At 68.4% G+C, this 25,656-nt stretch carries 23 protein-coding genes; 13 read left to right on the top strand and 10 right to left on the bottom strand.

What is annotated here, in order from left to right:
* Positions 1-19 precede the first annotated feature (19 nt).
* The 4 genes from ACYVN4_RS39350 to ACYVN4_RS39335 form a co-directional block, all read right to left on the bottom strand.
* Positions 20-1,432 carry a sensor histidine kinase gene (locus tag ACYVN4_RS39350; RefSeq protein WP_460728342.1) on the bottom strand — a complete coding sequence of 471 codons (1,413 nt, stop codon included), beginning with the start codon at positions 1,430-1,432 and terminating at the stop codon, positions 20-22.
* Positions 1,433-1,445: 13 nt separating this feature from the next.
* Complete coding sequence (locus ACYVN4_RS39345; RefSeq protein ID WP_460728340.1) at positions 1,446-2,153, bottom strand: response regulator transcription factor; 708 nt, start codon at positions 2,151-2,153, stop codon at positions 1,446-1,448.
* Positions 2,154-2,178: 25 nt separating this feature from the next.
* Complete coding sequence (locus ACYVN4_RS39340) at positions 2,179-2,568, bottom strand: hemophore-related protein (RefSeq protein WP_460728338.1); 390 nt, start codon at positions 2,566-2,568, stop codon at positions 2,179-2,181.
* Between the two features lie 126 nt (positions 2,569-2,694).
* Positions 2,695-4,821 (bottom strand): AMP-binding protein, encoded by a 2,127-nt coding sequence (locus tag ACYVN4_RS39335; RefSeq protein WP_460728336.1) that lies wholly within the window; start codon positions 4,819-4,821, stop codon positions 2,695-2,697.
* A 339-nt stretch (positions 4,822-5,160) separates the two neighbouring features.
* On the opposite strand from ACYVN4_RS39335, the gene ACYVN4_RS39330 reads away from it, so the two are divergent.
* From ACYVN4_RS39330 to ACYVN4_RS39305, 6 genes are all read left to right on the top strand, one after another.
* Complete coding sequence (locus ACYVN4_RS39330; RefSeq protein ID WP_460728334.1) at positions 5,161-9,225, top strand: HAMP domain-containing sensor histidine kinase; 4,065 nt, start codon at positions 5,161-5,163, stop codon at positions 9,223-9,225.
* Entirely contained in the window at positions 9,222-9,635 is a 414-nt protein-coding gene (locus ACYVN4_RS39325) for a roadblock/LC7 domain-containing protein (protein WP_029930951.1), read from the top strand. Before ACYVN4_RS39330 ends, ACYVN4_RS39325 begins: the two co-directional genes overlap by 4 nt.
* A gap of 7 nt (positions 9,636-9,642) precedes the next feature.
* Positions 9,643-10,017: a DUF742 domain-containing protein gene (locus ACYVN4_RS39320; protein WP_033085504.1), complete on the top strand. Its 375-nt coding sequence runs from the start codon at positions 9,643-9,645 to the stop codon at positions 10,015-10,017.
* Complete coding sequence (locus ACYVN4_RS39315; protein ID WP_174391578.1) at positions 9,998-10,600, top strand: GTP-binding protein; 603 nt, start codon at positions 9,998-10,000, stop codon at positions 10,598-10,600. Before ACYVN4_RS39320 ends, ACYVN4_RS39315 begins: the two co-directional genes overlap by 20 nt.
* A 25-nt stretch (positions 10,601-10,625) precedes the next feature.
* Complete coding sequence (locus ACYVN4_RS39310; RefSeq protein WP_460728331.1) at positions 10,626-12,203, top strand: carboxyl transferase domain-containing protein; 1,578 nt, start codon at positions 10,626-10,628, stop codon at positions 12,201-12,203.
* Positions 12,204-12,300: 97 nt separating this feature from the next.
* Positions 12,301-13,158: an aldo/keto reductase gene (locus ACYVN4_RS39305; protein ID WP_460728329.1), complete on the top strand. Its 858-nt coding sequence runs from the start codon at positions 12,301-12,303 to the stop codon at positions 13,156-13,158.
* Between the two features lie 2 nt (positions 13,159-13,160).
* Here ACYVN4_RS39305 and ACYVN4_RS39300 read toward each other — a convergent pair whose 3' ends face one another.
* A complete protein-coding gene (locus ACYVN4_RS39300) occupies positions 13,161-14,291 on the bottom strand; it encodes an NAD(P)-binding domain-containing protein (RefSeq protein WP_460728327.1) in 1,131 nt (376 codons plus the stop codon).
* A gap of 84 nt (positions 14,292-14,375) precedes the next feature.
* Between ACYVN4_RS39300 and ACYVN4_RS39295 the strand changes: the two genes are divergently transcribed.
* The 4 genes from ACYVN4_RS39295 to ACYVN4_RS39280 all read left to right on the top strand — a co-directional run bounded on the left by ACYVN4_RS39295 (position 14,376) and on the right by ACYVN4_RS39280 (position 19,002).
* A complete protein-coding gene (locus ACYVN4_RS39295) occupies positions 14,376-15,101 on the top strand; it encodes an enoyl-CoA hydratase (RefSeq protein WP_460728387.1) in 726 nt (241 codons plus the stop codon).
* A gap of 41 nt (positions 15,102-15,142) precedes the next feature.
* Positions 15,143-16,264 carry an MBL fold metallo-hydrolase gene (locus ACYVN4_RS39290; protein ID WP_460728325.1) on the top strand — a complete coding sequence of 374 codons (1,122 nt, stop codon included), beginning with the start codon at positions 15,143-15,145 and terminating at the stop codon, positions 16,262-16,264.
* Positions 16,265-16,299: 35 nt separating this feature from the next.
* Positions 16,300-16,593, top strand: a complete 294-nt coding sequence (locus tag ACYVN4_RS39285; protein ID WP_460728385.1) for an antitoxin — start codon at positions 16,300-16,302, stop codon at positions 16,591-16,593.
* Between the two features lie 144 nt (positions 16,594-16,737).
* Complete coding sequence (locus ACYVN4_RS39280) at positions 16,738-19,002, top strand: ATP-dependent DNA ligase (protein ID WP_460728323.1); 2,265 nt, start codon at positions 16,738-16,740, stop codon at positions 19,000-19,002.
* Here ACYVN4_RS39280 and ACYVN4_RS39275 read toward each other — a convergent pair.
* Both ACYVN4_RS39275 and ACYVN4_RS39270 read right to left on the bottom strand, forming a co-directional pair.
* Positions 18,999-19,643 (bottom strand): cysteine hydrolase family protein, encoded by a 645-nt coding sequence (locus tag ACYVN4_RS39275; protein ID WP_460728321.1) that lies wholly within the window; start codon positions 19,641-19,643, stop codon positions 18,999-19,001. The genes ACYVN4_RS39280 and ACYVN4_RS39275 overlap by 4 nt on opposite strands.
* A gap of 62 nt (positions 19,644-19,705) precedes the next feature.
* Positions 19,706-20,707 carry an SDR family oxidoreductase gene (locus ACYVN4_RS39270; protein WP_460728319.1) on the bottom strand — a complete coding sequence of 334 codons (1,002 nt, stop codon included), beginning with the start codon at positions 20,705-20,707 and terminating at the stop codon, positions 19,706-19,708.
* Positions 20,708-20,794: 87 nt separating this feature from the next.
* Between ACYVN4_RS39270 and ACYVN4_RS39265 the strand changes: the two genes are divergently transcribed.
* Together ACYVN4_RS39265 and ACYVN4_RS39260 are read left to right on the top strand one after the other, a co-directional pair.
* Complete coding sequence (locus tag ACYVN4_RS39265) at positions 20,795-21,421, top strand: TetR/AcrR family transcriptional regulator (protein ID WP_460728317.1); 627 nt, start codon at positions 20,795-20,797, stop codon at positions 21,419-21,421.
* 57 nt (positions 21,422-21,478) lie between these two features.
* Complete coding sequence (locus ACYVN4_RS39260) at positions 21,479-22,240, top strand: dienelactone hydrolase family protein (RefSeq protein ID WP_460728315.1); 762 nt, start codon at positions 21,479-21,481, stop codon at positions 22,238-22,240.
* A 1-nt stretch (position 22,241) separates the two neighbouring features.
* Here ACYVN4_RS39260 and ACYVN4_RS39255 read toward each other — a convergent pair whose 3' ends face one another.
* The gene (locus ACYVN4_RS39255) at positions 22,242-22,682 is read right to left on the bottom strand and encodes a hypothetical protein (RefSeq protein WP_460728313.1); all 441 of its coding nucleotides are present in this window, start codon (positions 22,680-22,682) and stop codon (positions 22,242-22,244) included.
* Between the two features lie 47 nt (positions 22,683-22,729).
* Positions 22,730-23,368 (bottom strand): membrane protein YczE, encoded by a 639-nt coding sequence (yczE, locus tag ACYVN4_RS39250; protein ID WP_460728383.1) that lies wholly within the window; start codon positions 23,366-23,368, stop codon positions 22,730-22,732.
* A gap of 192 nt (positions 23,369-23,560) precedes the next feature.
* On the opposite strand from yczE, the gene ACYVN4_RS39245 reads away from it, so the two are divergent.
* Positions 23,561-24,889 (top strand): lipase family protein, encoded by a 1,329-nt coding sequence (locus ACYVN4_RS39245; RefSeq protein WP_460728311.1) that lies wholly within the window; start codon positions 23,561-23,563, stop codon positions 24,887-24,889.
* 39 nt (positions 24,890-24,928) lie between these two features.
* Here ACYVN4_RS39245 and ACYVN4_RS39240 read toward each other — a convergent pair whose 3' ends face one another.
* A complete protein-coding gene (locus tag ACYVN4_RS39240) occupies positions 24,929-25,558 on the bottom strand; it encodes an ammonium transporter (RefSeq protein ID WP_460728309.1) in 630 nt (209 codons plus the stop codon).
* Positions 25,559-25,656 lie beyond the last annotated feature (98 nt).

Genomic DNA, 25,656 nt, shown 5'->3' with positions numbered 1-25,656 from the left:
GTAGAGGTCTCCTTTGGCGCTACCTCTGATGGTTGTCTGAGAGTTCGGTAAAGACCGCTCGATCAGGCAATTCCAGCACCAGCCGCGCCCCGCCCAGCCTGCTGTCCTCGAAATAGGCTCGGCCACCGTGCAATTGGGCCTGCTGTGCCACCAGCGCCAGCCCAAGCCCGGAGCCGCCCTTGGCGGCCTGGCTGCCGCGGAAGAACCGCTCGAACACCGCGGCCCGCTCATCGAAGGGCAGCCCGCGCCCGTTGTCGTCGACCGCGATCACAATGAACCCGCCCGGTCGGCGATGCGCGGACACGACCGCCTCGGTCGCCCCGCCGTGCTTGGCCGAATTGGTGAGGGCATTGTCGACCGCGAGTCGCAGCCCCGTGGGCAGCCCACGGGTGATCAGTTCGGCATCGGTGTCGATGTACACCTTCAACTGCGGGAAGTGCCGCATGGCGTCGTGGGCGGCGGTATCGCACAGCTCGGCCACATCGGTGACCACATGGTCGCGCTCGTTGGTGAGATCACCGGCGGCGAGCCGCTCCAGCGCGGCGAGGGTCGTCTCCACCCGATTCTGGCCGCGCTGCAGGTCGGTGAGGATCTCGCGGCGCTGCTCCTCGCTCAGATCCAGCGTGCTCAATACCTCGAGGTCGGTGCGCATGGCGGTGAGCGGGGTGCGCAGTTCGTGCGCGGAGACGGCGGCGAAGTCGCGGGCGGTCTCCAACGCGGCGGCGGTCTCGGCCTGTGCCCGGTCCACGTGTTCGAGCATGGTGTTGACCGCTTCGGCGAGCTTGTCGGCCTCCTTCACCCCCGAACCGTCCATGGCCAGCGGGGTTCCCGGTTCACCGCCGGGCCCGCGTTCGTCCAGTGCCCGGGTGAGTTTCACGATCGGCCGCACCGCGCGGCCGCCGAACAGCCAGCCCAGTCCGGCGGAGGCCGTCACCGCCAGCGCCGCGGCCAGATACACCCACTGTCGCTGCTCGTGGATGGTCTGCTCGGTCTGATTGGTCGGAATGCCCAGGGAGACAACGCGTCCCGCGGGTTGCGCCTCGGTGGTGGTGAGCACCCGGTAGGCGTTGCCGCCGACATCGACGGTGGCCCGGCCGACCGGCAGCGGTGGCAACTGCACCGCCGTGCTGGCCAGGGAACCGTCCGAGAAGCGCACCGTCAGCGCCATTTCCTTGTTGGGCGCGAGCAGTTCGACCACATTGACGGCGAAGACCGGCTGGATGAGTACCAGCCGCGACACCATGGTCAGCTGCTCGTCGGCCTGCGCCATATTGCTGCGGCCGATCGCGTAGATGGTGATCCAGCTCAGGATCGCGACGATGATGGTCGCGCCCAGCGCCGCCGCGGCCGCGACCCGCAACCGCAGGGTGTAGGACCAGCGGCGACCGGCGGCCTTCTCGCTTCGCTTGAAAACGCCTGCCGCCCACCTCATTCGGGAGCCCACGTCACTTGGGTGCCCGCAGCACGAATCCCACGCCGCGGATGGTATGCAGCAGTCGCGGGCTGCCGTCGGTCTCCAGCTTGCGGCGCAGATAGCCGACGAAGACGTCGACCACATTGGTGTCGGCCGCGAAGTCGTAGCCCCACACCAGTTCCAGCAACCGCTCCCGGCTCAGCACCACCCCGGCGCTGCGGGCCAGCGTGGACAGCAGTTCGAATTCTCTTTTGGTGAGCTCGATCTCGACGCCGTTCAGCAGGGCGCGATACCCGGCGACGTCGACCTCCAAGGGCCCCACCGTGATCGCACCCGGAATGGCGGAGGCCGGCACATCGGTGCGCCGCCGCAGCAGCGCCTTGATCCGGGCCACCAGTTCGGCGAGCACGAACGGCTTCACCAGATAGTCGTCGGCCCCGGATTCCAGGCCCGCGATCCGGTCGTCGACCGAGCTGCGCGCCGACAGCACGCAGATCGGGACTTCATTGCCCATCGCCCGCAGCGCGGTGACCACGCCCGCGCCGTCCAGCACGGGCATGTTCATATCGAGAACGACCGCATCCGGGGCGGATTCGTTGACGCTGCGCAGCGCCGCCGCCCCGTCGCGGGCGATCACCACCCGGAAGCCCGAGAGCCGGAGCCCGCGCTCGACCGATGCGAGAACGTCCTCGTCGTCATCGACAACCAGGACTGTAGGTACCTCGCTGCGTTCGGCCACGGTCTCCATTCTGTCAGCCGTGACCTCAGTAGTTGTTGCAGACGTCGGCGACCTGCTGGATCGTGGCGGCGATGCCGCCGGCACGCGGGTCGGATGCGGCCTGGTTGGCGGCGTCCGGGTTGTCGGCCAGGTACTGGTCGACCTCGGCCTTGCGCTGCGCCGGGCTCTGATCGAACTTGGCCTTCAATTCGGCCTTGGTGTCCGGGTTCTGATCCAACATCGAGGCCAGCGCCGGGGCCTTGTCGTGCAGGGCGGCATCCACCTGGGCGAAGCTGCAGGTCGAATTCAGCAGCGGCGCAACCAGATCCGCCGGGGAGGCGGACGCGGTGGCGGGGGCGAGAGCGAGGGCCACGGCGGCGACCGCACCGGCTCCGAAGAAGATTCCGGCCCGGCGATTACGAACGAAGCTCATCATCAGCCTTTCTGTACCCGGCGACTGCCGAGTGTCGGCTGCGGACCTGACGATCCGCGCCCGCCCGACGTTAAACCACCCGGTTGGGACCGTGATGAGCGCTCTCTGAAAGAACTCTGAGGGCTGTGCTCAGGGAGCCGGAGCGGTCGGATCCACCGCGGTCGCATCGGCTTCGGCGGGGTCGATCCGGCGCAGCGGCATGGTCAGCGCCGCGGCGGCATCGGCGGCGGCGATGCTCTCCTTGTCCTCCATCAGGGTGACCGCGTCGCGGATCTGCTTCTCCAAGGTGGGCAGCATGGCGGCGTCGTCGATGGTGGGGGGCACCTCGTAGGAGTCGCCCGCGGCGATCTGGCGTATGGTGCGGCGCAGGATCTTTCCGGAGCGGGTCTTGGGGAGGGCGGTCACGGCGACCACGTCGTAGAGGGTCGCGATGGCGCCGACGCGTTCGCGGACCCGGTCGATGATCTCGGTGCGCAACCGTTCGGGCTCCATGTCGACCCCGGTCTTCAACACCACGTAGCCGATCGGCCGCTGGCCCTTGAGTTCGTCGGGGATGCCGACCACCGCGGTCTCGGCGACGGCCGGATGCCCGGAGATGGCCGCCTCGATGCCACCGGCCGAGAGCCGATGGCCCGCCATATTGATGACGTCGTCGCTGCGACCCAGGACGAACAGGTAGCCGTCCTCGTCGAAGAAACCGGAGTCGCCGGTCAGATAGTGGCCGGGATAGGCGGAGAGATAGGAGCGCTCGTAGCGGGCGTCGTCGCGCCACAGCGTGGTCAGCGTGCCGGGCGGCAGCGGCAGCCCGATCACGATGTTTCCTTCTGTATTAGGGGCGACCGCATTGCCTTCGGAATCCAGTACCCGCAGCCGGTAGCCGGGCACCGGCACGGACGCCGAACCGGCCTTGATCGGAAGCTGCTGCAGCCCGAGCGGATTGGCGCAAATAGGCCAGCCGGTCTCGGTCTGCCACCAGTGATCGACGACCGGGCAGTCCGGATAGTCGGCGAGCAGGGTGTCCACCGACCACTCGTAGGTGGCCGGATCCAGCCGCTCGCCCGCGCAGAACAGGGCCCGCAGCGAGGAGAGATCGTGCCGGTGCGCGGTGGCCGCGTCCGGATCGGCCCGGCGGATGGCCCGCAGCGCGGTCGGCGCGGTGAACATCACGTCCACCTTGTACTCGTCGACGAGCCGCCAGAAGGTGCCCGCGTCCGGCGTCCCGATCGGCTTGCCCTCGTAAAGAATGGTGGTCGCGCCGACCAGCAGCGGCGCGTAGACGATGTAGGAGTGCCCGACCACCCAGCCGATGTCGGAGGTGGTGAGCATGGTCTGTCCCGGTGCGACCTCGTAGATATTGCGCATGGACCAGGCCATCGCGACGGCGTGCCCGCCGTTGTCGCGCACCACGCCCTTGGGTTTCCCGGTGGTCCCGGACGTATAGAGGATGTAGAGCGGATCGGTCGCGGCCAGCGAGACCGGCTCGGCCGGTTGTGCCCCGATCTGCGCCTCGTCCCAATCCAGCCAGCGGGCGGCGATGCTCTCGCTGGAGGCGGGCAGGAACTCGGTGGCGGCCTGCTCGGCGGGAAAACGAATGGTGGGGAAGCCGTCTCGCTGCTTGACCAGCACCGTCCGGGGCGCCGTGGTCTGCGCGAGGTCGAGGGCGGCCAGCACGATGGGCGGGTATTCGATGCGGCGGCCGGGTTCCAGCCCGCCCGACGCCGTGATAATCAGCACAGGTTCGGCGTCGTCGATGCGGGCCGCGAGTTCGTGGGCGGCGAAGCCGCCGAAAACCACCGAGTGCACAGCGCCGATGCGGGCGCAGGCGAGCATGGCGATCACGGCCTCGGGAATCATCGGCATATAGATGACGACGCGGTCACCGGTCTTGACGCCCAGTCGCAGCATGGAACCGGCAAATCGGGCAACTTCGTCGAGCAGTTCCCGATATGTGTAAATCCGCCTGGACCCGGTCATAGCCGAGTCGTATATTAGGGCCGGTTGTTCGGCGCGACCCCCCTCCTGACCGCCGGAAGTGCCGTCCGGAGTTGTGATCTCGCGCACATGGCGATCCAGGGCATTGTAGGAGGTGTTGAGGCGAGCGTCGGGAAACCACCGCGCCGTCGGACGGGCCGCGGTATCGAGAATCTGGGTGGGAGGCACATCCCAGCTGATGGATTCGGCCGCGGTGCGCCAGAACTCCGAGGGATCGACCAGGCTCAGCTGATACGCCGGTCGGTACTCGTGCTTCGCGTTCAACCCGGTGACTCCCTAGCTCCGCCTGTTGTCCTTGAGATGCGCTGAGATGCCCGCCTCGATAGATCGACCTGATTGTGGCAGACTTCACGCGACGTCCGGGCGGACGCCGCGACCTTTGATTTTGCCTGCAAACGGCTGGTCAGGGACCGGTGGTTGCCAAGAGGTCACACAAGAAGTTATTGATCCGTTAGAATCGCATGTCACATATTTCGGCCGTCATGGACGCAATTTCTCGGCCAGCCGCCGTTCTCGGTCAGCTCCGTCTGACGGGCCAAGCGTGCGATCGCGGAGGCTCGCTGATGGCGCGTGGCTGGGGCCAGTTTGGAAAGTGAGTGGGAGATGCGTGACGCCGCTAGGTCCGGCAGCAATAAGCGCTGGGCGCTGAGCAACTGGGACCTGCGATGGAAGGTTACGGCGGTCCTCGCCGTGCCGCTGTTGGTCGCCGTTGTGCTGGGAGCGTCCAGGATCTCGGCGGAGTTCGCCGACTCCAGCCGCCTCTCCACGGCGACCGACCACGTCGGGGTGATCCCGGCGATCACCGGTCTCAGCGCGGACGCGGCGCAGGTCGCGGGTGGACAGATGGTCATGCTGGGCCCGACCCAGTCGCTGACCTCGGACCCCGAGCTCGCACAGTTGGACACCGCCATCTCCTTCGCCGAGAAGGCCTCCTCACGGCTGAGTGACCTGCCCAGTGCCCGCCAGGCGCTGGACGAGATGATCTTGGGCGCCAAGAAGATCCGAGCGCAGGGCCTGGCCCCGTCCTCGTCGATCCCCGACACCGTCACCGCCGTCGAACGCATTCGTGGCAACAGCGTCAAGACCGTGGAGAACATCGTCTCCACCGTTGCCGACAAGTCCGTGGACCAGTCCAAGCTGCGCCTGGTCGACTCGCTGAACTCCCGCTGGATGCTGTTCAACGAGGTCGCCGGCATGGCCGAGGCCCTACGCAACAACCCGAAGGATGGCCTCAAGGACATCCAGATCGGCGTCAATACCGAGCGGCAGATGCTCGCCGTGCTCGCGCACCGTTTCCCCGACGGTGACCCGATCATCGCCGACCTGCAGAAGGGCGCCGACAACCGCGTGGGCCTGGTCAACGGCCCGCAGGCGCAGGCCGGTCAGCTGCCGGTGGCGGAGTTGAAGGACTCGCTGGTCGCGAGCATCAACAGCTATCAGACCATCGCCACCAACGCGACCAAGGACATCGTCTCCCGAGTCGACGACCTGGCCTCCACCGCTCGCTCCGACGCCATCCGCTACTCGATCATCGTCATCGCCACCATCCTCGGCGCCATGGCGCTGGCCGTGCTGATCGCGCGCGCGATGATCGTCCCGCTGCGCCGTCTGCGTCTGGCCGCCCTGCGCGTCGCCGAATACGACCTCGGCCAGGAAGTTTCCGCGCTGCGCGAGGGCGCCGACCCCGAAGACGTGCCGCTGGAACCGATGCCGGTGCACACCGACGAGGAGATTGGTCAGCTCGCCCGCGCCGTCGACGACATCCACGGTCAGGCGCTTCGCCTCGCGGCCGACCAGGCCGCCATGCGTACCCAGGTCAACGACATGTTCGAGACCCTGGCCCGGCGCTCCAAGTCCCTTGTCGACCATCAGCTCTCGCTCATCGAGGCGATGGAGTACGACGAGAAGGACCCGCGCCTGCTCGAGAACCTCTTCCGCCTCGACCACCTCGCCGCCCGTATGCGGCGTAATGGTGACAACCTGCTCATTCTGGCCGGTACCAAACAGCGCCGGACCAAGTCCGCGCCGGTCGAGATCGCCGACGTGCTGCGTGCCGCCATCTCCGAGGTGGAGGACTACGAGCGCGTCAAACTGGGTGCGACCCCGCGTGGTTCGCTCGTCGAGCCCGCCGCCTCCGACCTGGCGCACCTGTTCGCCGAGCTTCTGGACAACGCGCTGCGCGCCTCTCCGCCGGAGACCGACGTCAAGTTCACCTTCGCCCAGGCCCACGATCAGGGTCTGCTGATCGAGGTCGCCGACCGCGGTATCGGTATGCCCCCGGCCGAAATGGCCGAGATCAACCGCCGACTGGAGGCCGTGGCCGAGGTCGGCCCGGACACCGCACGTCACATGGGTCTGTTCGTGGTCGGCCGCCTGGCCGAGCGCCACGGCCTGACCGTGCGCCTGCGCCCGACCTTCGACACCGCCCGCGACCCGGGTGTGACCGTCACCGTGCACGTGCCCAAGCCGCTGATCGTGTCGGCGGGCGGGCCCATCTCGGTGCCGCCGCAGCCGCAGGACGCGCCGCAGCGCCCGCAGCCGGCTCCGGCCGCGCAGGGTGCGGGCAACCAGGCCGGTTCGGCCGCCTCCATGCAGATGCGTGCGGTCACCCGCACGGCGACCGGCAATGTCATGGTCACCGTGGATCCGGGTGTGAGCGGCCCGATTCCGGCGGGTACGGCGGCCGGTGCCGCTCCGAGCCCGACGCCGGCCGCGGCCAGCGCCGCGACCGGACTGCCCACCCGCCAGCCGGGCGCGCAGGTGCCGGGCGGGCTGCCGACTCGGCAGCCGGGCGTGAACGGGCCCACCGTCAAGCACACCGTGTCCGCCCCGGGTGGGGCGAGACCCGGTGGCCTACCCCAGCGCGATCCGGGTGCGCACGGTCCGGCCGGGCCGGCCGCCCAGCCGGGTGCGAATCTGCCGCAGCGTGGTCCGGGCGAGGCTCCGGCAGCGCCGCGGGGCGGTCTCGCCGCCAATATGCTCAAGCGTCAGGGTGCTCCGGGCGGTATGCCGCCGCGGCCGGGCGCCCCGGGGGAGCCGGGTGCCGCGCAGCGCGGACCGGGCCAGGGGAATCCGCCGCAGCCGGGTCAGTCCGGTGCGATGCCGCAACGCAATCCGTCCGTCGGCCTGCCGCCGCGCGATGGTGCTCCGGGTGGAGCGCCGCAGCGGGACGCGGGCCCGGGTGGTCTGCCGCAGCGTGATTCGGCTTCGGGTGGTCTGCCGCAGCGTGATTCGGCCTCCGGTGGTCTGCCGCGTCGCGAGCCGGGTGCCAATGGCGCTCCGGGCCGGGAGTCCGGTCTGGGTCAGCCGCAGCGTCCGGCTGCGCCGGGTGGCCCCGGCGGTCTGCCGCAGCGTGATCCGGGCGCCAATGGCGCGCCGCAGCGTGGGGCCGATTCGGGTCCGACCCGTCGTGAGCCCGCCGCCGGTGGTCTGCCGCAGCGGGATGCCGCGCCAGGTGGTCTGCCGCAGCGTGATTCGGCTTCGGGTGGTCTGCCGCGTCGGGAGCCGGGTGCCAATGGTGCGCCGGGTCGCGAGTCCGGCCTCGGCCAGCCGCAGCGTCCCGCCGCCCCGGGTGGCCCCGGTGGTCTGCCGCAGCGTGGTGCCCCCGCGCAGCGCGATGGATCCAACGGTCTCTCCCCGCAGCAGGATTCGGATAAGCCGGGTCTGCCCCAGCGCGATGCGATTCCGCCCCGCGACGGTGGCTTGCCCCAACGCGACGGTGGCCTCCCGCAGCGCGATGGTGGTCTGCCCCAGCGTGACGGCGGCATGCCGCAGCGTGAGGGAATCCCGCCCCGTGACGGTGGCCTGCCGCAGCGCGGTGCCGCCGCCAACGGTGGTCTGCCCCAGCGCAGCGCCCCGGGCTCGGATGCCTTGTCGGGCGGCCTGACTCAGCGTGACCCGCTGTCGGGCGGCCGCGATCCGCTGGCCGGTGGTCTGCCGCCGCGTGGTCCCGGTGGTCTCCCGCAGCGCGGCGACGCCGGTAACGGCCTGCCGCAGCGTGACTCGGGTAATGGTGCGCACCGGGAACCCCTCGGTGGTCTGCCGCAGCGTGGCGCCAAGCCGGATCCGCTGTCGGATCCACTGCCGCAGCGGGATCCGCTGGGTGGCCCGCTGCCGCAGCGCGGCCTCAACGGTCTCCCGCAGCGGGATCCGGGTGCGGTGCTGCCGCAGCGCCCGAACCCGATTCCGGGAGTCGGCCTGCCGCAGAACGGTTCCGACGGTGTCAAGGAGCCCGGACGCCACAGCTTCCGTTCCAATCCGCAGAAGGCGGCCTCGTTCTTCCAGACCCGGCTGCAGCCGGCGGAGGACGGCGCCGACCCGATCATGGGCGGCACGCCGATTTTCGCGGAGATGATGTCGGCGTGGCTCTCGGATCCGAATGCCGACCGGTCTCAAGTGGCCTCGTCCTTCGAATCACCGGGTGATGAGGGTTGGCAGGCCGCACAGCGCGCCATCGAAGTCACCCCGGACAAGCGGACGGCTGCCGGTCTGCCGCAACGTGATCCCGGTAACCGACTTGTGCCCGGCGGTGTCAACGGAAACGCTGACAAGGCGGCCCACCGAGACCCAGAATCCATCAGGTCAAGTCTGAGTCGTCATCAGCAGGGCGTCCGGGATGGCCGCGCGATGAAAGCTATGAACCTAACCGGAGATAAAGGAGACCGATGAACCCCGATCTAGGTGGTACGAAGCGTCAGCTGGATTGGCTGGTTTCGAATTTCGCCAATGAGGTTCCCGGCGTTGCGCATGCGGTCCTGGTATCCGCTGACGGCCTGCTGATGGCCGCGAGTGCGCAGCTGCCCGTGGACCGCGCCGAACAGCTGTCCGCGGTGACCGCGGGGCTCGCGAGCCTCTCGGTGGGTGTGTCGAACTTGTTCGAGGGCGGCACCGTGTTGCAGTCGGTGGTCGAGATGGAACACGGCTACCTGCTGCTCATGGCGGTCGGCGACGGCTCGTACCTGGCGGTGCTCACGAATACCTCGTGCGACATCGGCCAGGTGGGCTACGAAATGGCGTTGTTGGTCGAGCGAGTGGGCCAGACAGTCCAGGCCACACCTCGCGTCACGATGGGTTCCTGATGGCGGGATGGACATAGACAACGAACGCGTTGGGAGCGCCGAACCGAGCTTGGTTCGCCCATATTCACTGACGGCCGGTCGCACCCGGCCGAAGGTGGAGCTCGCCCTGGAGGCGCTCGTCGCATCGCATCCGGTCGCCCTCGAGCGGCAGTTCGAACTCACCAATATCGAGACGTCAATCGTGGAGTTGTGCAGAGAATCGCCGTCGGTTGCCGAAGTAGCCGCGCGACTGGGCATTCCGCTCGGTGTCGCGCGGGTGCTGGTCGCCGACCTCATCGACGCCGGCCATGTGCGGGTATCGGCGACATTGAAAGACGATTCCAGCGACGATGAACGTCGCGAGCTGATCGAAAGGGTTCTCAGTGGACTCCGGCGTATTTGATTCGACGACACAGGTCGACACGCGCACCAGTAAGCCCACGTCGGCCAAGATCGTCGTGGCCGGTGGTTTCGGTGTCGGCAAGACCACCCTGGTCGGTGCTGTGTCGGAGATCGTTCCGCTGCGCACCGAAGCTTTGGTGACCAATGCGAGTGTCGGCGTGGACTCCCTGACCGGGGTCCCGTCGAAGGCCACCACCACGGTGGCCATGGACTTCGGCCGGATCAGCCTGGCCGATGACCTGGTGCTGTATCTGTTCGGCACGCCCGGCCAGTACCGCTTCTGGTTCATGTGGGACGACCTGATCAAGGGTGCCATCGGCGCGGTGGTGCTGGTCGACACCCGCCGGTTGGAGGACAGTTTCGCCGCCGTCGACTACTTCGAGGCGCGCAACCTACCCTTCCTGGTGGCCATCAACGAATTCGATGATGCGCCACGGTATCCGGTGGAGGACATCCGCCAGGCCCTGGCGGTGCCCGCGGACGTGCCGATCCTCTCGATCGACGCCCGTCGCCGGGAACCGGTGAAGCAGGCCCTGGTCGCGGTGACCGAGTACGCCCTGCGCAAGGTCGTCCAGGGGTACTGAACACACCCGGCCACCGACGTCGGCGATGGCGACGTCAGGGCCGGTTAAGCTCGCGCCCGTGAGAATTTCGGCGCGAGAGCTGCTCGGCGAATTGCTCGATCCCGGTTCCTTCGTGAGCTGGGATCGGCCACCCGTGGTGGTGGCTGCCACGCCGGAGTATCGCGCGGACATGCTGGCTGCCGCGGCGACGGCGGGTACCGATGAAGCGGTGCTCACCGGGGAGGGGTTGCTGCGCGGACGGCGGGTTGCCGTGATCGCGTGCGAGTTCGCCTTTCTCGCGGGCTCGATCGGGGTGGCCGCGGCCGAGCGCATCGTGTCGGCGGTGGAGCGCGCCACCGAGCTGGGTCTGCCGCTGCTCGCCTCGCCGACCTCGGGTGGTACCCGAATGCAGGAGGGCACAGTCGCTTTCGTGCAGATGGTGAAGGTGGCGGGGGCCATCGCGGTGCACAAGGCGGCGGGGAATCCGTATCTGGTATATCTGCGCGATCCGACCATGGGCGGGGTGTTCGCCTCGTGGGGGTCGTTGGGGCACATGACTTTTGCCGAGCCGGGGGCGCTGGTCGGCTTTCTCGGGCCGCGGGTGTACAAGGCCCTGTACGGGAAGAAGTTTCCCGAAGGCGTGCAGACGGCCGAAAACCTTTATCGCAGTGGGGTTATCGACGGCGTTGTTTCGGTCCCGATCTTCCGCCGCATTGCGCACCGAGTACTCACGGTGTGCTGTGACGGTCCTTCCCCGCTGCCCGAGAACACCGGCGGCCCAACACCTCCCGGCCGGGGATCGTTCCTCGCGGGCCCGCAGGAGCGCAGTGGCCCGGCGGTGCTGGACACCGTCGAGGTGCACGCCTGGCAGACGGTGCTGATCTCCCGCCGCGCCGACCGTCCTGGCATTCGGGAACTGCTGCGTCACGTCACCGATCGAGTTCCGTTGTCCGGCACCGGTCAAGGCGAGGCCGATCGCACGGTGGTGCACGCGCTGGCCCGTTTCCGCGGGCAGCCGTGCGTGGTCTTCGGTCACGACCGCGCCGGTCAATCGCCCGAGCACACCATGGGCCCGGCGGCGTTGCGGGAGGCCCGCCGCAGCATGCACCTGGCCGCGGAGCTGCGGGTGCCCCTGGTGCTGGTGATCGACACCGCGGGTGCCTCACTGTCGCGAGAGGCGGAGGAGCGCGGGCTGGCGCCCGAGATCGCCCGGTGCATCGCCGATCTCGTCACCCTGGACACGCCGACCGTGTCGGTGTTGCTGGGCCAGGGCAGCGGTGGTGGTGCGCTGGCCCTGCTGCCGGCGGATCGGGTGTTGGCCGCGGCCAATGGCTGGCTGGCCCCGCTGCCGCCGGAGGGTGCCAGCGCCATCGTGTACCGCGACACCGGGCATGCCCCGAGATTGGCTGCCGCGCAGCGCATCCGGGCGGTGGATCTGGAGGCCGACGGTGTGGTCGACCGGATCGTGCACGAATACCCGGATGCCGCCGAGGAACCGGTGGATTTCGCGCAGCGCATGGTCGGCGCGATCGCCGAGGAATTGGCCGCGCTGACCGCGCTGCCGCTGGAGAAATTGGTGAGCCAGCGCCATCGTCGCTATCGCCGCCTGGGTTTGCCCGAATGATCCCGCCCCGTTCCGGGACGTAATTCGGGCCACATCCCGCACCGTCAGGCCAACGCTAGGAATTAGCTGCGGTCGAATGGCTGCTACGGTCGGAGTGGTGACTTATCGGTTCGAGACCAGCAAGATCCCCGCGATTGTGCTCAGCGACGGTCAGGTCATGCCGAAGCTGGGCTTCGGTGTGTACAAGGTCGTCGGTGACGAGGCGGTCGGCACCATCGCGACGGCCCTGGAGCTCGGTTACCGCAGCATCGACACCGCTTCGTTCTACGGCAACGAGGAGGAGGTGGGCCGGGCCATCCGGGAATCGGGTCTGCCGCGCGACGAGGTCTTCGTGACCACCAAGCTGTGGAACGCCGATCACGGTTACGACGCCGCCATGCGCGCCTTCGAGGAGAGCAGCAAGCGGCTCGGGCTCGACACCATCGATCTGTATCTCATTCATTGGCCGGTGCCCTCGGCCGATCTGTACGTCGACACTTTCCGCGCGCTGCAGGCGCTCAAGCGGCAGGGCCGGGTGGTTTCCATCGGCGTCTCCAACTTCACCCGGGCGCACCTGGAGCGGGTGATCGGGGAGACCGGTGAGGTCCCGGCGATCAATCAGGTTGAGCTGCACCCGTATTACGCGCAGTCGGAGCTGCGGGCCTTCCATGCCGCGCACGGCATCGTGACCGAGGCGTGGAGTCCGCTGGGTCGTGGCGCGGAGTTCAATGATTCGGTCATCATCGGGCTGGCCGACAAGCTCGGCCGCACGCCCGCGCAGATCATCCTGCGCTGGCACATGCAGCTGGGGAATGTGGCGATCCCGAAGTCCATGACGCCCGCGCGGATGGCCGAGAACCTGGCGGTCTTCGACTTCGAGCTGACCGGGCGCGAGATGACGCAGATCGCGGGCATCGACAAGGGTGCGAAGCACGGCGGCGATCCCGACACGTTCGCCATGGACGCGCCCGCCTGAGCTCAGTCCGCCGGCTGCGTGGGAATGCCCAGGTACGAGGTCAATTCGACGGCGGCGGCCCGGCCTGCCCGGTTCGCGCCGATGGTGCTGGCCGAGGGCCCGTAGCCGATCAGGTGGATGCGCGGATCGGCCACCACCTGGGTCGCCAGGCGGCCGCCCATGGTGATGCCGCCGCCCGGCCCGCGTAGCCGCAGCGGCGCAAGGTGGTCCAGGGCGCTGCGGAATCCGGTGGCCCACAGGATCACGTCGGCGCGTTGGAAGCTGCCGTCGGTCCAGCGGATGCCGTCGGGTTCGATGTGGTCGAACATGGGGCGCCGATCCAGGACTCCGCGTTCGCGCATGGCCGTGACCCGCGCGTCCTCGCGCAGCCCGGTCACGGAGACGACCGAGCCGGGCGGAAGTCCCCGCCGCACACGGTCTTCCACCATGGCGACGGCCGCGCGACCGTCCTCGGGTGCGAAGCGCCCGTCGCGGAAGACGGGTTCGCGCCGCGTCACCCAGGTGGTCTTCGTCACCTGCGAAATCTCGTCCAGCAGTTGGATGGCCGTAATGCCGCCACCCACCACGACCACGTGCTTACCCTCGAATTCCGTTGCGGTGCGGTAGTCGTGGGCATGCAGCTGTTGTCCGGCGAAGGTTTCCGCACCCCGGTAGTAAGGAATGAACGGCTTGTCCCAGGTGCCGGTGGCGTTCACCAATCCGCGCACCCGCAGCGTCTGCGCAGGCTTCATTTCCGCGTGCAGCAGCCCGTCGACCTCCTGATTCGGGCAGGTGGCGGTGGTGGCCCGGTCGCACACCACGCTCACCGACACCGGCCGGTGCACGCGCAGATCGAACCGCTTCTCGTACAGCTCGAAATAGTGCGGCACGGCGGTTGCCGCCTGCACGTTGTCCGAGCCCTCGGGCAGCGTCTCCTCGAAGGACATGCCCGGCAGGTCGTGCACCCGGTTGACGGTGCCCAAAGTCAGTGACGGCCACCGGAATTGCCAGGCCCCGCCCGCCGCGGGCGAGTGGTCGACAATGAGAAAGTCCTGTTCGGGCCGCAATCCGAGGCGGTGCAGGTGGTAGCCGACCGACAATCCGGCCTGCCCGGCACCGATCACGAGGATGTCGACATCGGGTGTTGCGGTCACCGACCCGACGGTACGCGCCCCTAGAGTGAAGGCTGATCATGGGTTGAGTAGCGCAGATGGGGTTGAACAGTGGGGAAGGGACAGATGCTCGGAGTCAGCCGCGATGGCGAGGTCGTCACCATCGAACTGCAGCGTCCGGAACGCCGGAACGCCCTGAACGAGGCGCTCATCGGGGAGCTGCGCGCGGCCCTCGAAGAGGCCGCGACGTCGGCACGGGTGATCGTGCTGACCGGTCAGGGACCGCTGTTCAGCGCGGGCGCGGATCTCGACGGCGTGTATTCGGACAATTTCTTGGGCGGCCTGCTCGGCATGCTGCGCACCATCGAGACCATCCCGGTGCCGGTGATCGCCGCCATCAACGGAGGCGCGTTCGGTGCGGGCGTGCAGCTAGCCCTGGCGTCGGACCTACGGGTCATGACGCCGGATTCGTTCGTCGCGGTCCCGGCCGCGAAACTCGGTATCTCCGTTGACCGTTGGACCGTGCGGCGGCTGTCGAACCTGATCGGACCGGGTCCGGCGCGCACCATTCTGCTGGGCGCGGAGCGGGTCTCGGCGGCGGACGCCTACAACTTCGGTTTCGCCAACAAGCTCGGCACGCTGGCCGACGCGCAGGCGTGGGCCAAGCAGATCGCCGAGCTCGCGCCGCTGTCGCTGCGGCACATGAAGCTCGTCTTCAATGACGACGACACCCGCGGACCCGACACTCGCGAGCAGACCGCGGCCCTGGATGCGGCGTGGCGCAGCGACGACGCGCAGGAGGCGCGCGCGGCTCGCCAGCAGAAGCGGCCCGCGAAGTTCGAGGGCCGATGAACGGGGAGCGCGCGGCCGCGAAAACGCGGAAACTGGTGGGTATGGCAGCTGGTGCTTTCGGTATTTCCTGGTTGGTCCGGGCGGCATGGGGGATTCCCTCCGCCATGGGCGCGTCCATTTCCGCCATCGCGCCGACCGCGCGGGGTGCGGCCACCTATCGCAATCGGCAGTTCCACAACACCGAGCCGAGCAGTCAGCTCACCGGTTCGCCGTTCGAGCTGATGTATCAACTGGTCACCCAGCGCAACAACGGCCGCCCGGTCGGTGAGATCCCGCTGGTGCAGCCGGAATTGCCGACGCAGGCCGGGGATCTGGCGGTCACCTGGTACGGCCACGCCACCTGCCTGGTGGAGGTGGACGGCTACCGCGTGCTGGCCGATCCGGTGTGGAGCGAACGGGTTTCGCCGTCGCCGTTGATCGGCCCGGCCCGGCTGCATCCGGTGCCGTCGCCGCTCGAGGCGCTGCCGAAGCTGGACGCGGTCCTGATCTCGCACGACCACTACGACCACCTCGATCGCGACACCGTGATCGGCCTGGTGAACAGCCAGGACTGCGTGTTCATCGTGCCCATCGGCATCGGCGCGCACCTGCGGCACTGGGAGGTGCCCGAGCAGCGCATCGTCGAACTGGATTGGACCGCTTCGATTTCGCTGTCCGAACTGGAGCGCGATCACGGTGACGGCACCGATCTGGTGATCACCTGCACGGAGGCGCGGCACTTCTCCGGGCGTGGGCTGGTGCGCAACACCACGCTGTGGGCGTCGTGGTCCATCGCGGGTCCGACCCGTCGGGTCTACTTCGGCGGCGATACCGGCTACACCAAGGCCTTTGCGGAGGCGGGCGCGCGGCTGGGCCCGTTCGACCTAACCCTGCTGCCGATCGGGGCCTACGACCGGCATTGGCCGGACGTGCACATGAACCCGGAGGAGGCGGTGCGCGCCCACGCTGATCTGTGTGTCGGCGACCCGGGTTACGGGCTGCTGGTGCCGATTCACTGGGCCACCTTCAATCTGGCCTTCCACGGCTGGTCGGAGCCGGTACAGCGACTCGTGGACGCGGCCACCGCGGCCGGGACACGCATCGCCGTGCCGAAGCCGGGGCAGCGGATCGACCCCATTGGACTCCCACCACGGGAGACCTGGTGGGAAGATGTTCGCCAATAACGGACCGAGATTGAAGGAGCAGGGCTGTGGGTTTCATGGACACGCTCAAAGGCTTGGTCGGCAAGGGCAAGGAAGTGGCGGCCCAGAACGCCGAAAAGATTGAGCAGGCGGTCGACAAGGCCGGCCAGGTGATCGACGAGAAGACCGGCGGGAAATTCACCTCCCAGATCGACAAGGGCGCGGAAGCGGTCAAGAACGCCATCCCGACCGACGGCGAGCCCGCGGCGGAAGCCCCGGCGGCGGCCCCGGCCGCGGAGCCCGCACCCGCCGAGGCGGCGGCCGAACCCGCCGCGGAACCGGCTCCCGAGGGCGAGAAGCCTGCGGAATAGCAGCACCGGGCTTTCCACGGGCCGTTCTGGAGTGGCGGATCACCGCCGCTGACCCGAACGGCCCGTTGGCTTTTCATGGATCGGGCGTCGTACCGGTGTTGCGGGTTCCCAGGAAATGTCGGTGTCCGGATCTAGACTGCTGTGATGGGGTCCCGCAAGTCTTTCGGGGGCATCGAGGTTGGGCTGACCAACCTCGACAAGGTGCTGTACCCGGCCACCGGGACCACCAAGGGCGAGGTCATCGACTATTTCACCGCCATTGCCCCGGCCCTGCTGCCGCACATCGCGGAACGGCCAGTGACACGCAAGCGGTGGCCCAACGGGGTGGATGAGCAGTCGTTCTTCGAGAAGAATCTGGCCGAGCACGCGCCGAAGTGGTTGGAGCGCAGGACGGTTCAACATTCCGACCGGCCGGTGACCTATCCGGTGATCGACAGCCTGGCGGGAATGGCGTGGCTCGGCCAGCAGGCGGCACTGGAACTGCATGTGCCGCAATGGCGTTTCGACGGCCCCGAGGTCGGCGACATCACGCGGCTGGTGTTCGATCTGGATCCCGGGCCGGGCGCAGGGCTCGCCCAATGCGCGGAGGTCGCGCTCATTCTGCGGGACGTGGTGCACGAGGTGGGCCTGTCCGCGTTCCCGGTCACCAGCGGCTCCAAGGGGATTCACGTCTACGTGCCGCTGGATCGGCGGCTCGGGCCGAACGGCGCGTCGGCGGTCGCCAAGCAGGTGGCCACCAATCTGCAACAGCTGCGGCCGGAACTGGTGACCGCCACCATGGCCAAGTCGGCGCGCGACGGGAAGGTGTTCCTGGACTGGAGCCAGAACAATCCGGCCAAGACCACCATCGCGCCGTATTCACTGCGCGGCCGGATCGAGCCGTGGGTGGCCGCGCCGCGGGCTTGGGAAGAGATCGAGAAGCCGAAGAAGCTGCGGCACTTGCGCTTCGACGAGGTGCTGCGCCGTTGGCAGGCCGACGGTGATCTGCTCGCCGAGCTGGATGAGCCACTCCCGCAACCGGTTGCGGACCCGCTCGATACCTATCGCTCCATGCGCGACCCGAGTCGCACGCCCGAGCCGGTGCCGCCCGGCCCTCCCGCTGCCGGACCGGGGGATCGTTTCGTGGTGCAGGAGCATCATGCTCGGCGGCTGCACTGGGATCTGCGGCTGGAACGCGACGGGGTGCTGGTCTCCTGGGCTGTGCCCAAGGGCCCACCCGTCGATACCGGTGAGAACCGGCTGGCGGTGCACACCGAGGACCATCCGATGGAGTACCTCACCTTTCACGGGTCGATTCCCAAGGGCGAGTACGGCGGTGGCGAGATGACCATCTGGGATACCGGCACCTACGAGACCGAGAAGTGGCGCAACGACGAGGTCATCGTGCGCCTGCACGGGCAGCGGCTCGACGGCCGGTACGCGCTGATCCAGACCAATGGCAATCAGTGGCTCATGCACCTGATGAAGGATCAGTCGCGGCCGGAAGGCAATGGGGCGAAACCGGTCTCGCTGCCGCGCACACCCGCGCCGCTGCCGCACGGCCTGACCCCGATGCTGGCCACGGCGGGCGATGTGGCGACCCTCGACGCCGAGCAGTGGGCCTTCGAAACCAAGTGGGACGGATTCCGGCTGATCGCCGAGATCGAGGACGGCGCGGTGACGCTGCGCAGCCGCGCCGGGCACGTGGTCACCGGCAAATACCCGGGCGTGGCGGTGCTGGGCGACGAATTGGCCGGACACAGCGCGGTTCTCGACGGCGAGGCGGTGGTCTTCGACGATCACGGCGGCGCGAATCTCGGCCTGCTGCGCGAGGATTCGAAGCGAGCGGTGTTCCTGGCCTTCGATCTGCTGTATCTGGACGGCACCTCGTTGGTGCGCAAACGCTACGACGATCGCCGCCGGGTGCTGGAAGCGCTTGCCGCGCAGGCGCGCTCGCTGATCGTCCCGAAGCAGCTGGACGGTTCGGGGGCGGAGGCGTTGCGCTACAGCCAGGAACATGGCATGGAGGGCGTGGTCGCCAAGCGCCGTGATTCGATCTACCTACCGGGTCGGCGCGGGCAGTCCTGGGTCAAGACCCGCAACTGGCGGACGCTGTCGGTGGTGGTCGGCGGCTATCGGCGTTCGGAGGTGCGGCAGTTCGCCTCGCTGCTGGTCGGGGTGCCGCACGAGGGGGAGCTGTACTACCTGGGCCGGGTGGGTACCGGGTTCAGCGAGCAGGAGATGAGCGAGCTGGCGGATCGATTGCGCCGCCTGGAGCGCAAGACCAGCCCGTTCGGCAACGAGCTCACCGCCGACGAGCGCAAGGACGCGATCTGGGTGAGTCCCAAGCTCACCGGCACGGTCCGCTTCATGAACTGGACCGAGACCGGACGCCTCTGGCATCCGGCCTGGATCCCCAACTCGGACTAGCTCGTCTTCTCCAGCAGCGGCACGATGGTGTCGATATCGGTGACCAGCGCGTGCCCCTGGAAGGCGAAATCGTCCCAGGCGCGCTGCTTTCCGGGTTCGTCGCGCCCGCCGACGCCGTCGCGGATCACCACCGGCAGGAAGCCCAGATCGGTGGAGTGGGTGACGGTCGGCGCGATGCCGATCTCGAGCGCCACGCCGACGATGGCGTACGCGCCGATGCCGAGGTCACGCAGGGTGGCGGCGAGCGGGGTGCCCTCGAACGCGGACATGGTGGTCTTGTCGAAGACGACCTCGCCCTCTTGCGGTTGCAGCTCCGGAACCAGATGGAATCCGGGCGTATCCCGTTGCAGGATCGGCACGCACTCGTCGACCGAATCCGCGCCCTGCCAGGTCATCGCCATGCGCAGCGCGAAGGTGCCCATGAGTCGTTTGGGCAGGAAGAAGTGCCGCAGGAAGATCACCGGATAGCCGCCGCGGCGGGCCGCCTCGACCACCCGCGCGACCCGTTCGGTGATCTGCGGCCCGTCGTCCAGTTGCCCGAGCACCCCGACCTGCATGTCGTACACGATCAGCGCCAGCTTCTCCGGTGAGCACACATCCTCCAGCGTCTCCGGAATCTCGAGCCCGTTCCCGTGCCGCATAAGCCCTCCGCAATCTACCTCTGCCCCACCCTCTTTCGCCCCACCCTACTCGCGGGCGGGCGTCAGGCGGCGCGGGTCCGGGCGGCGCCGGGGTCGGTGACCAGGCCGAATTCGATGAGGCTGGCGGCGGTGTCGAAGAGGGTGTCGGCGAGTGGGCGCATCTGCCAGCCGAGTTCGCTCTGGGCCTTGGCGGCGCTGAGGTTTTCCGAGCGGCCTAGGAAGCGGGCGGCCAGGCGCGCATCGGGGTTGAAGCGGCCGACCAGTCGCACCAGCCAGTCGGGCAGGACCCGGGTGGAGACGCGGTAGCGCTCAGCCAGGATCTCGGTCATCTCCGGGAAGGAGACCTCCGGTCCGGCGCAGATGTAGCGGTTCCCGGCGGCCGCGGGGACCTCCATCGCCAGGCGGTGGGCCGCGGCCAGGTCGCGGACGTCGACGGTGGCGAAGTTGAGCCGGGGCACGCCCGGCATGTCCCCGGCCAGCACGGTGCGGATGCCGCCGACCGAGGTGCCCGCCTCCGCGCGCAGGACCGGCCCGATGATCATGCCCGGATTGATCACGGCCAGTTCGACTTCCGGGTGCTCGGCGACGAAGTCCCAGGCCGCGCGCTCGGCCAGCGTCTTGCTCTTCTGATAGGCGTCGCAGCGGGCGAGGTCGGACCAGTCCGCCTCGGTGAGCAGATGCCCCTCGTTGCCGACCTCGACCGCCGCGATGGAGGAGGTGACCACGACCCGCTCGACCCCGCTCGCGGCGGCCGCGCGCAGCACGCGCAGGGTGCCGTCGACGGCCGGGCGAATCAACTCGTCCTCATGCTTGGGTTCGGCGGCCGGGAACGGGGAGGCGGTGTGCACGACGAACCGGCAGCCCTCGACCGCCTGCGCCCAACCGGTGTCCGAGCCCAGATCGGCCTCGACCAGTTCGACGCCGGGCAGGACCTCGGCCACCGCGGCCGCGCGCTTTACCGAGCGCACGGTGCCACGCACCCGGTACCCGCGGCCGAGCAGTTCCTGGACGACATGACCTGCGACGAAGCCGGAAGCACCGGTGACGAGAACGAGATCTGACATTGCCGAACCCCAATCTGAGCAGTGTTTAGAATCTGAACAATGTATAGATTGCGAGGCCGGGAGCCGTCAACCCCTTACGCTCGACCCATGCCGCCGACCAAGGACCGCTATCACCACGGGGACCTTCGCGAGGAACTGCTGCGCGCCTCCCTGCAGCTGATCGAGTCCGAGGGCCTGGCTGCCGTCAGTCTGCGCAAGGTCGCCCGCGAGGCCGGTGTCAGCCCCGGCGCGCCCTACCACCATTTCGCCGACCGGGCCGCCCTGATGTCCGCCCTCGCCGCCCGCGGCTTCGAAATCCTGGGCGCGGCAATGACTTCCGCTCAGGTCACCGCCTCCGATCCGCGGGCCGCCCTGATCGCCATGGCCAACGGCTACGTCGATTTCGCCCGCGACCACGCCGCCTACTTCCGAATCATGTTCCGCCCCGAGCTCTCCCAGCCCGAGAAACACCCGGACACCGAGGCCGCGGGCGACGCCGCCTTCGCCGTCCTGGAATCCACGGTCGCCGAGGCCGTCACCTCCGGCTTCCTGCCCGCCGCCGACGCCGAGACCATGGCCCTGGCCTGGTGGTCGCTCGCGCACGGCATGGCCGCCCTCACCGTCGACGGCAAATTCGCGCTGCGGGCCACCCAATCCGGCACCACCCCCGCCGCCCTCACCGACCGCATCACCCGCATCTTCGCCGACCTCATCGACCGCGGCGCGGGGGAGTGACGCGGGTCCGCACTTCGGTAGTGTTCGAAAGGCCAAACGTCACAGGAGGATTCGAAGATGTCCGCAGTGCACGGTGAATCGATCGAGATCACGACACCCGACGGTGTCGCCGACGCGTATGTGACCCACCCCGACGACGGCGCGCCCCACCCCGGCGTGCTGGTGATCCAGGACGGTTTCGGCTTGCGGCCCAGCCTGCGCGCACTGGCCGATCGCATTGCCGCACACGGCTACACCGTGCTGCTGCCCAACGCCTTCTACCGCCACGGCCCCGCTCCGGTGGTCGACATGCCGGACTTCATCGACCCGTCGGCCCGCCCCGACATCTTCCAGCAGGTCTTCCCGATGATCCGTGAACTCACCGGCGAACGCCTGCGCGGCGACGCCACCGCCTACCTCGACTGGCTGGCGAACTCACCCCTCGTCGCGCCCGGCAAGGTCGGTCTCACCGGCTATTGCATGGGTGCGCGCCTGGCGGTGATGACCGCCGGAATGTTCCCCGACCGGGTCGGCGCGGTGGCCGGATTCCATGGCGGCCCCCTGGTCATCGATGCCCCGGACAGCCCACACCGCCTGGCCGAGAACATCACCGCGGAACTGTATTTCGCCCACGCGGGCGAGGACCAGCACATGACCCCCGAGCACATCGCCGAGTTCGACAAGGCTCTCGCCGCCGCCGGGGTCACCTTCCGCACCGAAACCTACGAGGGCGCCCACCACGGCTACACCCAAGCCGACACCGCCGCCTACGACGCCGACTCCGCCGAACGCCACTACCGAGAACTACTCGCCCTCTTCGACCGCACCCTGCGCGTGTAGCTCAGCGAATCGAATCCAGAAACCCCTCGATGTCGGCCATCGACACCGTCCACTCCGAAATCGCCGTCCCGTCCTCGCCGACCGTGGCGCGCTCGCCGAGCGAGCCCCACGGCCGAGCCGGGTCGAGATCGTGGTCGAGCTGATCCAGAAAGATCAGCCGATTCTGAACATGCACCACGTCCCCGTCCCGATACAGCGGCCAAACCTCCACGAAGTTGGTCGTTTTCGGATCACCCATAGCAACGGCCAGACACGAGACGCTTTCCCCGTCGACTGTCCGCTCCAGCCCTGCCACCCAGCTCGCTCGATACTCGTCGAGCCCCCAATACCCGATCGGCGCCCGAAAATACTCCGCGAACTCGCCGAGCCGAATCACCCCCACCGCCATGGCGGCCTCGCGGTCAGAATCCGGATCGCTGAATACGATGCTGAAACTCCCCATGCCACACCCTAGATGCCGAACAACGCGAGCCCGGTGCGGCGGAGGGGTCAGGCGGCCATCGACTCGGGGGCGGGCTCGGATTCGGTGACCTTCTCCTCGTGGAATCCCGGCAGGAATCGGTCGACGAACGGGATCATGAGCTGGATCAGCGGGCCGATGCCGAACGCGTACACCAGCGTGCCCACGCCGACGCTGCCACCGAGAATCCAGCCGACGGAAAGCACCGTTGCCTCGAGTCCGGTGCGAATGAGCCAGACCGGTTTGCCGGTGCGCCGCACCAGACCAGTCATCAGGCCATCGCGCGGTCCCGGGCCCATGCCCGCGCCGATGTAGAGCACCGTCGCGATCGCGTTGAGGAGCACCGCGGCGCCCATCGCCGCGATGCGCACGGGCAGTCCCTGCAACTCCGGCAGCAGCCACAGTCCGGCATCCACCGAGACACCGATGACCACGACATTGCTGACCGTGCCCAGACCGGGCCACTGCCGCAAGGGAATCCACGCCAGCAGCACCACCGCGCCGGTGATCGCCACGATGGTCCCGAAACTCAGCGGCACCTGCCGGGCCACGCCCTGATGGAAGACATCCCACGGATCCAGGCCGAGCGCGGCCCGAATCATGACGGCCATCGAGAACCCGTACAACCAGAGTCCGACATAGAGAGCGAGGAGGCGGCGCAGCAGCATAGGACCGAGCATGCGGCCAACTGGCATGCAATCGGTAGAGCCAGTTGCCAAATGCTGGACTTGTATCTGGATATATTGTTTCGTACTAGAAACCGCGCAACGCCGGAGTTACGACGCGCGGAGCGTCGTTGACCGATGACCGGACCAGCAGTAATTTTGGTTCTCCGATGCGCCGGCGTTCTTATCGGCGCGATGTGCGAGTCCGTGGCTTGGAGCGTCGGTGATACGACGCTGGAGGGCGTTATGCGGCGGGATGACGCATGGTTCGGGGCACCGGGGCGGGCAAAGACGGGGCACGCGAGGGGAATTCGGCACTGGTGGCGCATCGGGTTGATCGGCGCGGTCACCCTGCTGGCGGCGGCGGTCGTGGTGCCCAGCACGCACGCCGACATCCCCTACCCCGATGACGATCCGTTCTACACGGCCCCGATCTCGTTGGGAGAGTTCGACAACGGCGCGATTCTCGGCTCCCGGTCGATCGCGGTGTTCGGGCTCCCGCTTCCCGTGGCCGGCTGGCAGGTGCAGTACCGCACCACCGACTCCGCCGGGGCGGCGGCCGCCGACATGGCGACCGTGATGTCGCCCCTCACCCCCTGGACCGGCCCCGGGGATCGACCGCTGCTGTCGTATCAGATCGCCGAGGACAGTCTCGGAACCCGTTGCGCGCCATCGTTCGCGCTGCGCGGCGGCCGCGACTTCTCGATCGCCACCACCCTGCTCGACGTGCCGTTCCTGGCCGAGGCGCTGCGCCGCGGCTGGGCCGTGGTGGTCTCCGACTACGAGGGCCCGCAGTCGCGCTTCTTCGACGGCGTGAACTCCGGCCGGGCCGTGCTGGACGGCGTGCGCGCCGCCAAATCCTTTGCCCCGCTGGGCATTACCGAAGCCAGCCCGCTCGGCGCGTGGGGCTACTCGGGCGGCGCGTTCGCCACCCTGTGGGCCATGCAGCTGCGCGCGAGCTATGCGCCCGAACTGCGGTTCGCCGGTGTCACCTCGGGCGGTGTGCCGACGAATATCCCCGCCATCGCGCGTGGTGTGGACGGCAGCTATCAGGCCGGGCTGGCGGTGCTGATTCTGCTCGCCTTGGCGCGCAACGATTCCGGGTCCGGACTAGCGGACGATCTGAACGACAGCGGCCACGCACTACAGGCGTCGGAGGCCACGGCCTGCGGTGGTGATCTGGTATCGCGGCATCTCTACGGCCACGTGGACGACTACTCCGCGGTCGGCGACATCCTCGGCAGCCCGGAATTCCTGGCGGCCACCAATCGTGAAGAGCTGGGCGGCTGGGCCCCGGACGTGCCGCTTTACCTGTACCACAGCAACAATGACGACGTGATCCCGTCGGCCGGGTTCAGCGCCCTCGTCGACCGCTACTGCGCCCTGGGCGCGAACATCACGGCCGTGCATTCCGCGATCCCCGGCCACAATCCGGCGGCCATCGTGGAGGCGTGGGGAGCCATGAACTATCTGTCCGACCGCTTCGCGGGCGTTCCGGTGGTTGCCGGGTGCACCGTGCGGTGATTCAGCACGGTGCACCCGACGACTCGGGGGTTACCGGTCTTACGGGTGCGCCCACTTGGTGGTGCCCGGTGCGGCGGTCAACGTGCTGATCAGATCGACACCGGCGATCAGCAGCGCCGGGCCGCCCACCGCCAGGGTGCCGATGACCGCGCCGATGCCCGCTGCGAGCGGCACCGTCGCCAAACCGAAAGCGCCGCCGAGGAATCCGATGGCGCCGATGCCCGCGCCGATCGCCAGGCCGACGAAGCTACCGATGGCGGTGGCGATGCCGAACTGGCTGTTGAACGCCTGCATCGCGAGGGTGTTCTCCTCGAGAGAAGCGACCGGATGCAGCACCGGCGTGGCCGCGGCGACATCCTTGACCGCCGTCATGCTCAGCGTGGAGCCGTCCGCGCTGACATTGCTCGGCAGCGGGTAGCTGAAGCCGTCCTGCTCGAAGGAGAGCGGCAGGCTGAGCACGGTGGCGCCGGAGGCGTCCTTGATGTTCACGTCCCCACCGGTCAGCTCGAAGCTGCCGTTGGTGAGGGTGGTGACGACGGTGTTGCCGACCAGTTGGGCCTGGTAGCCGATGTCGGGAACCGTCGAATCAGCGTGGGCCACACCGGCTCCGGCGATGGCGACCGCGGTGACAATCGGCGCGGCGACTGCGGTGAACTTGCGCAGCATCATGGGTCTTCCAATCTTCATCAGGTTTTCGGGGCAACACATGGCTCGGCCGAAAGAATTCCCCCTTTGCGAAATAGCCGAGCCGTGTTGCGTTCAGCAAC

This window comes from Nocardia heshunensis (genome assembly GCF_054782115.1).
The sequence above is the reverse complement of the archived record's forward strand: the minus strand, read 5'-3'. Positions and strand labels throughout refer to the sequence as shown.

Coding starts and splice junctions, on each gene's coding strand:
- ACYVN4_RS39350 (WP_460728342.1), bottom strand. CDS start 1,432: ATGAGGTGGGCGGCAGGCGTTTTCAAGCGAAGCGAGAAGGCCGCCGGT.
- ACYVN4_RS39340 (WP_460728338.1), bottom strand. CDS start 2,568: ATGATGAGCTTCGTTCGTAATCGCCGGGCCGGAATCTTCTTCGGAGCC.
- ACYVN4_RS39330 (WP_460728334.1), top strand. CDS start 5,161: ATGCGTGACGCCGCTAGGTCCGGCAGCAATAAGCGCTGGGCGCTGAGC.
- ACYVN4_RS39325 (WP_029930951.1), top strand. CDS start 9,222: ATGAACCCCGATCTAGGTGGTACGAAGCGTCAGCTGGATTGGCTGGTT.
- ACYVN4_RS39320 (WP_033085504.1), top strand. CDS start 9,643: ATGGACATAGACAACGAACGCGTTGGGAGCGCCGAACCGAGCTTGGTT.
- ACYVN4_RS39310 (WP_460728331.1), top strand. CDS start 10,626: ATGGCGACGTCAGGGCCGGTTAAGCTCGCGCCCGTGAGAATTTCGGCG.
- ACYVN4_RS39295 (WP_460728387.1), top strand. CDS start 14,376: ATGCTCGGAGTCAGCCGCGATGGCGAGGTCGTCACCATCGAACTGCAG.
- ACYVN4_RS39290 (WP_460728325.1), top strand. CDS start 15,143: ATGGCAGCTGGTGCTTTCGGTATTTCCTGGTTGGTCCGGGCGGCATGG.
- ACYVN4_RS39285 (WP_460728385.1), top strand. CDS start 16,300: ATGGACACGCTCAAAGGCTTGGTCGGCAAGGGCAAGGAAGTGGCGGCC.
- ACYVN4_RS39280 (WP_460728323.1), top strand. CDS start 16,738: ATGGGGTCCCGCAAGTCTTTCGGGGGCATCGAGGTTGGGCTGACCAAC.
- ACYVN4_RS39275 (WP_460728321.1), bottom strand. CDS start 19,643: ATGCGGCACGGGAACGGGCTCGAGATTCCGGAGACGCTGGAGGATGTG.
- ACYVN4_RS39270 (WP_460728319.1), bottom strand. CDS start 20,707: ATGTCAGATCTCGTTCTCGTCACCGGTGCTTCCGGCTTCGTCGCAGGT.
- ACYVN4_RS39265 (WP_460728317.1), top strand. CDS start 20,795: ATGCCGCCGACCAAGGACCGCTATCACCACGGGGACCTTCGCGAGGAA.
- ACYVN4_RS39260 (WP_460728315.1), top strand. CDS start 21,479: ATGTCCGCAGTGCACGGTGAATCGATCGAGATCACGACACCCGACGGT.
- ACYVN4_RS39255 (WP_460728313.1), bottom strand. CDS start 22,682: ATGGGGAGTTTCAGCATCGTATTCAGCGATCCGGATTCTGACCGCGAG.
- yczE (WP_460728383.1), bottom strand. CDS start 23,368: ATGCTGCTGCGCCGCCTCCTCGCTCTCTATGTCGGACTCTGGTTGTAC.
- ACYVN4_RS39245 (WP_460728311.1), top strand. CDS start 23,561: ATGTGCGAGTCCGTGGCTTGGAGCGTCGGTGATACGACGCTGGAGGGC.
- ACYVN4_RS39240 (WP_460728309.1), bottom strand. CDS start 25,558: ATGATGCTGCGCAAGTTCACCGCAGTCGCCGCGCCGATTGTCACCGCG.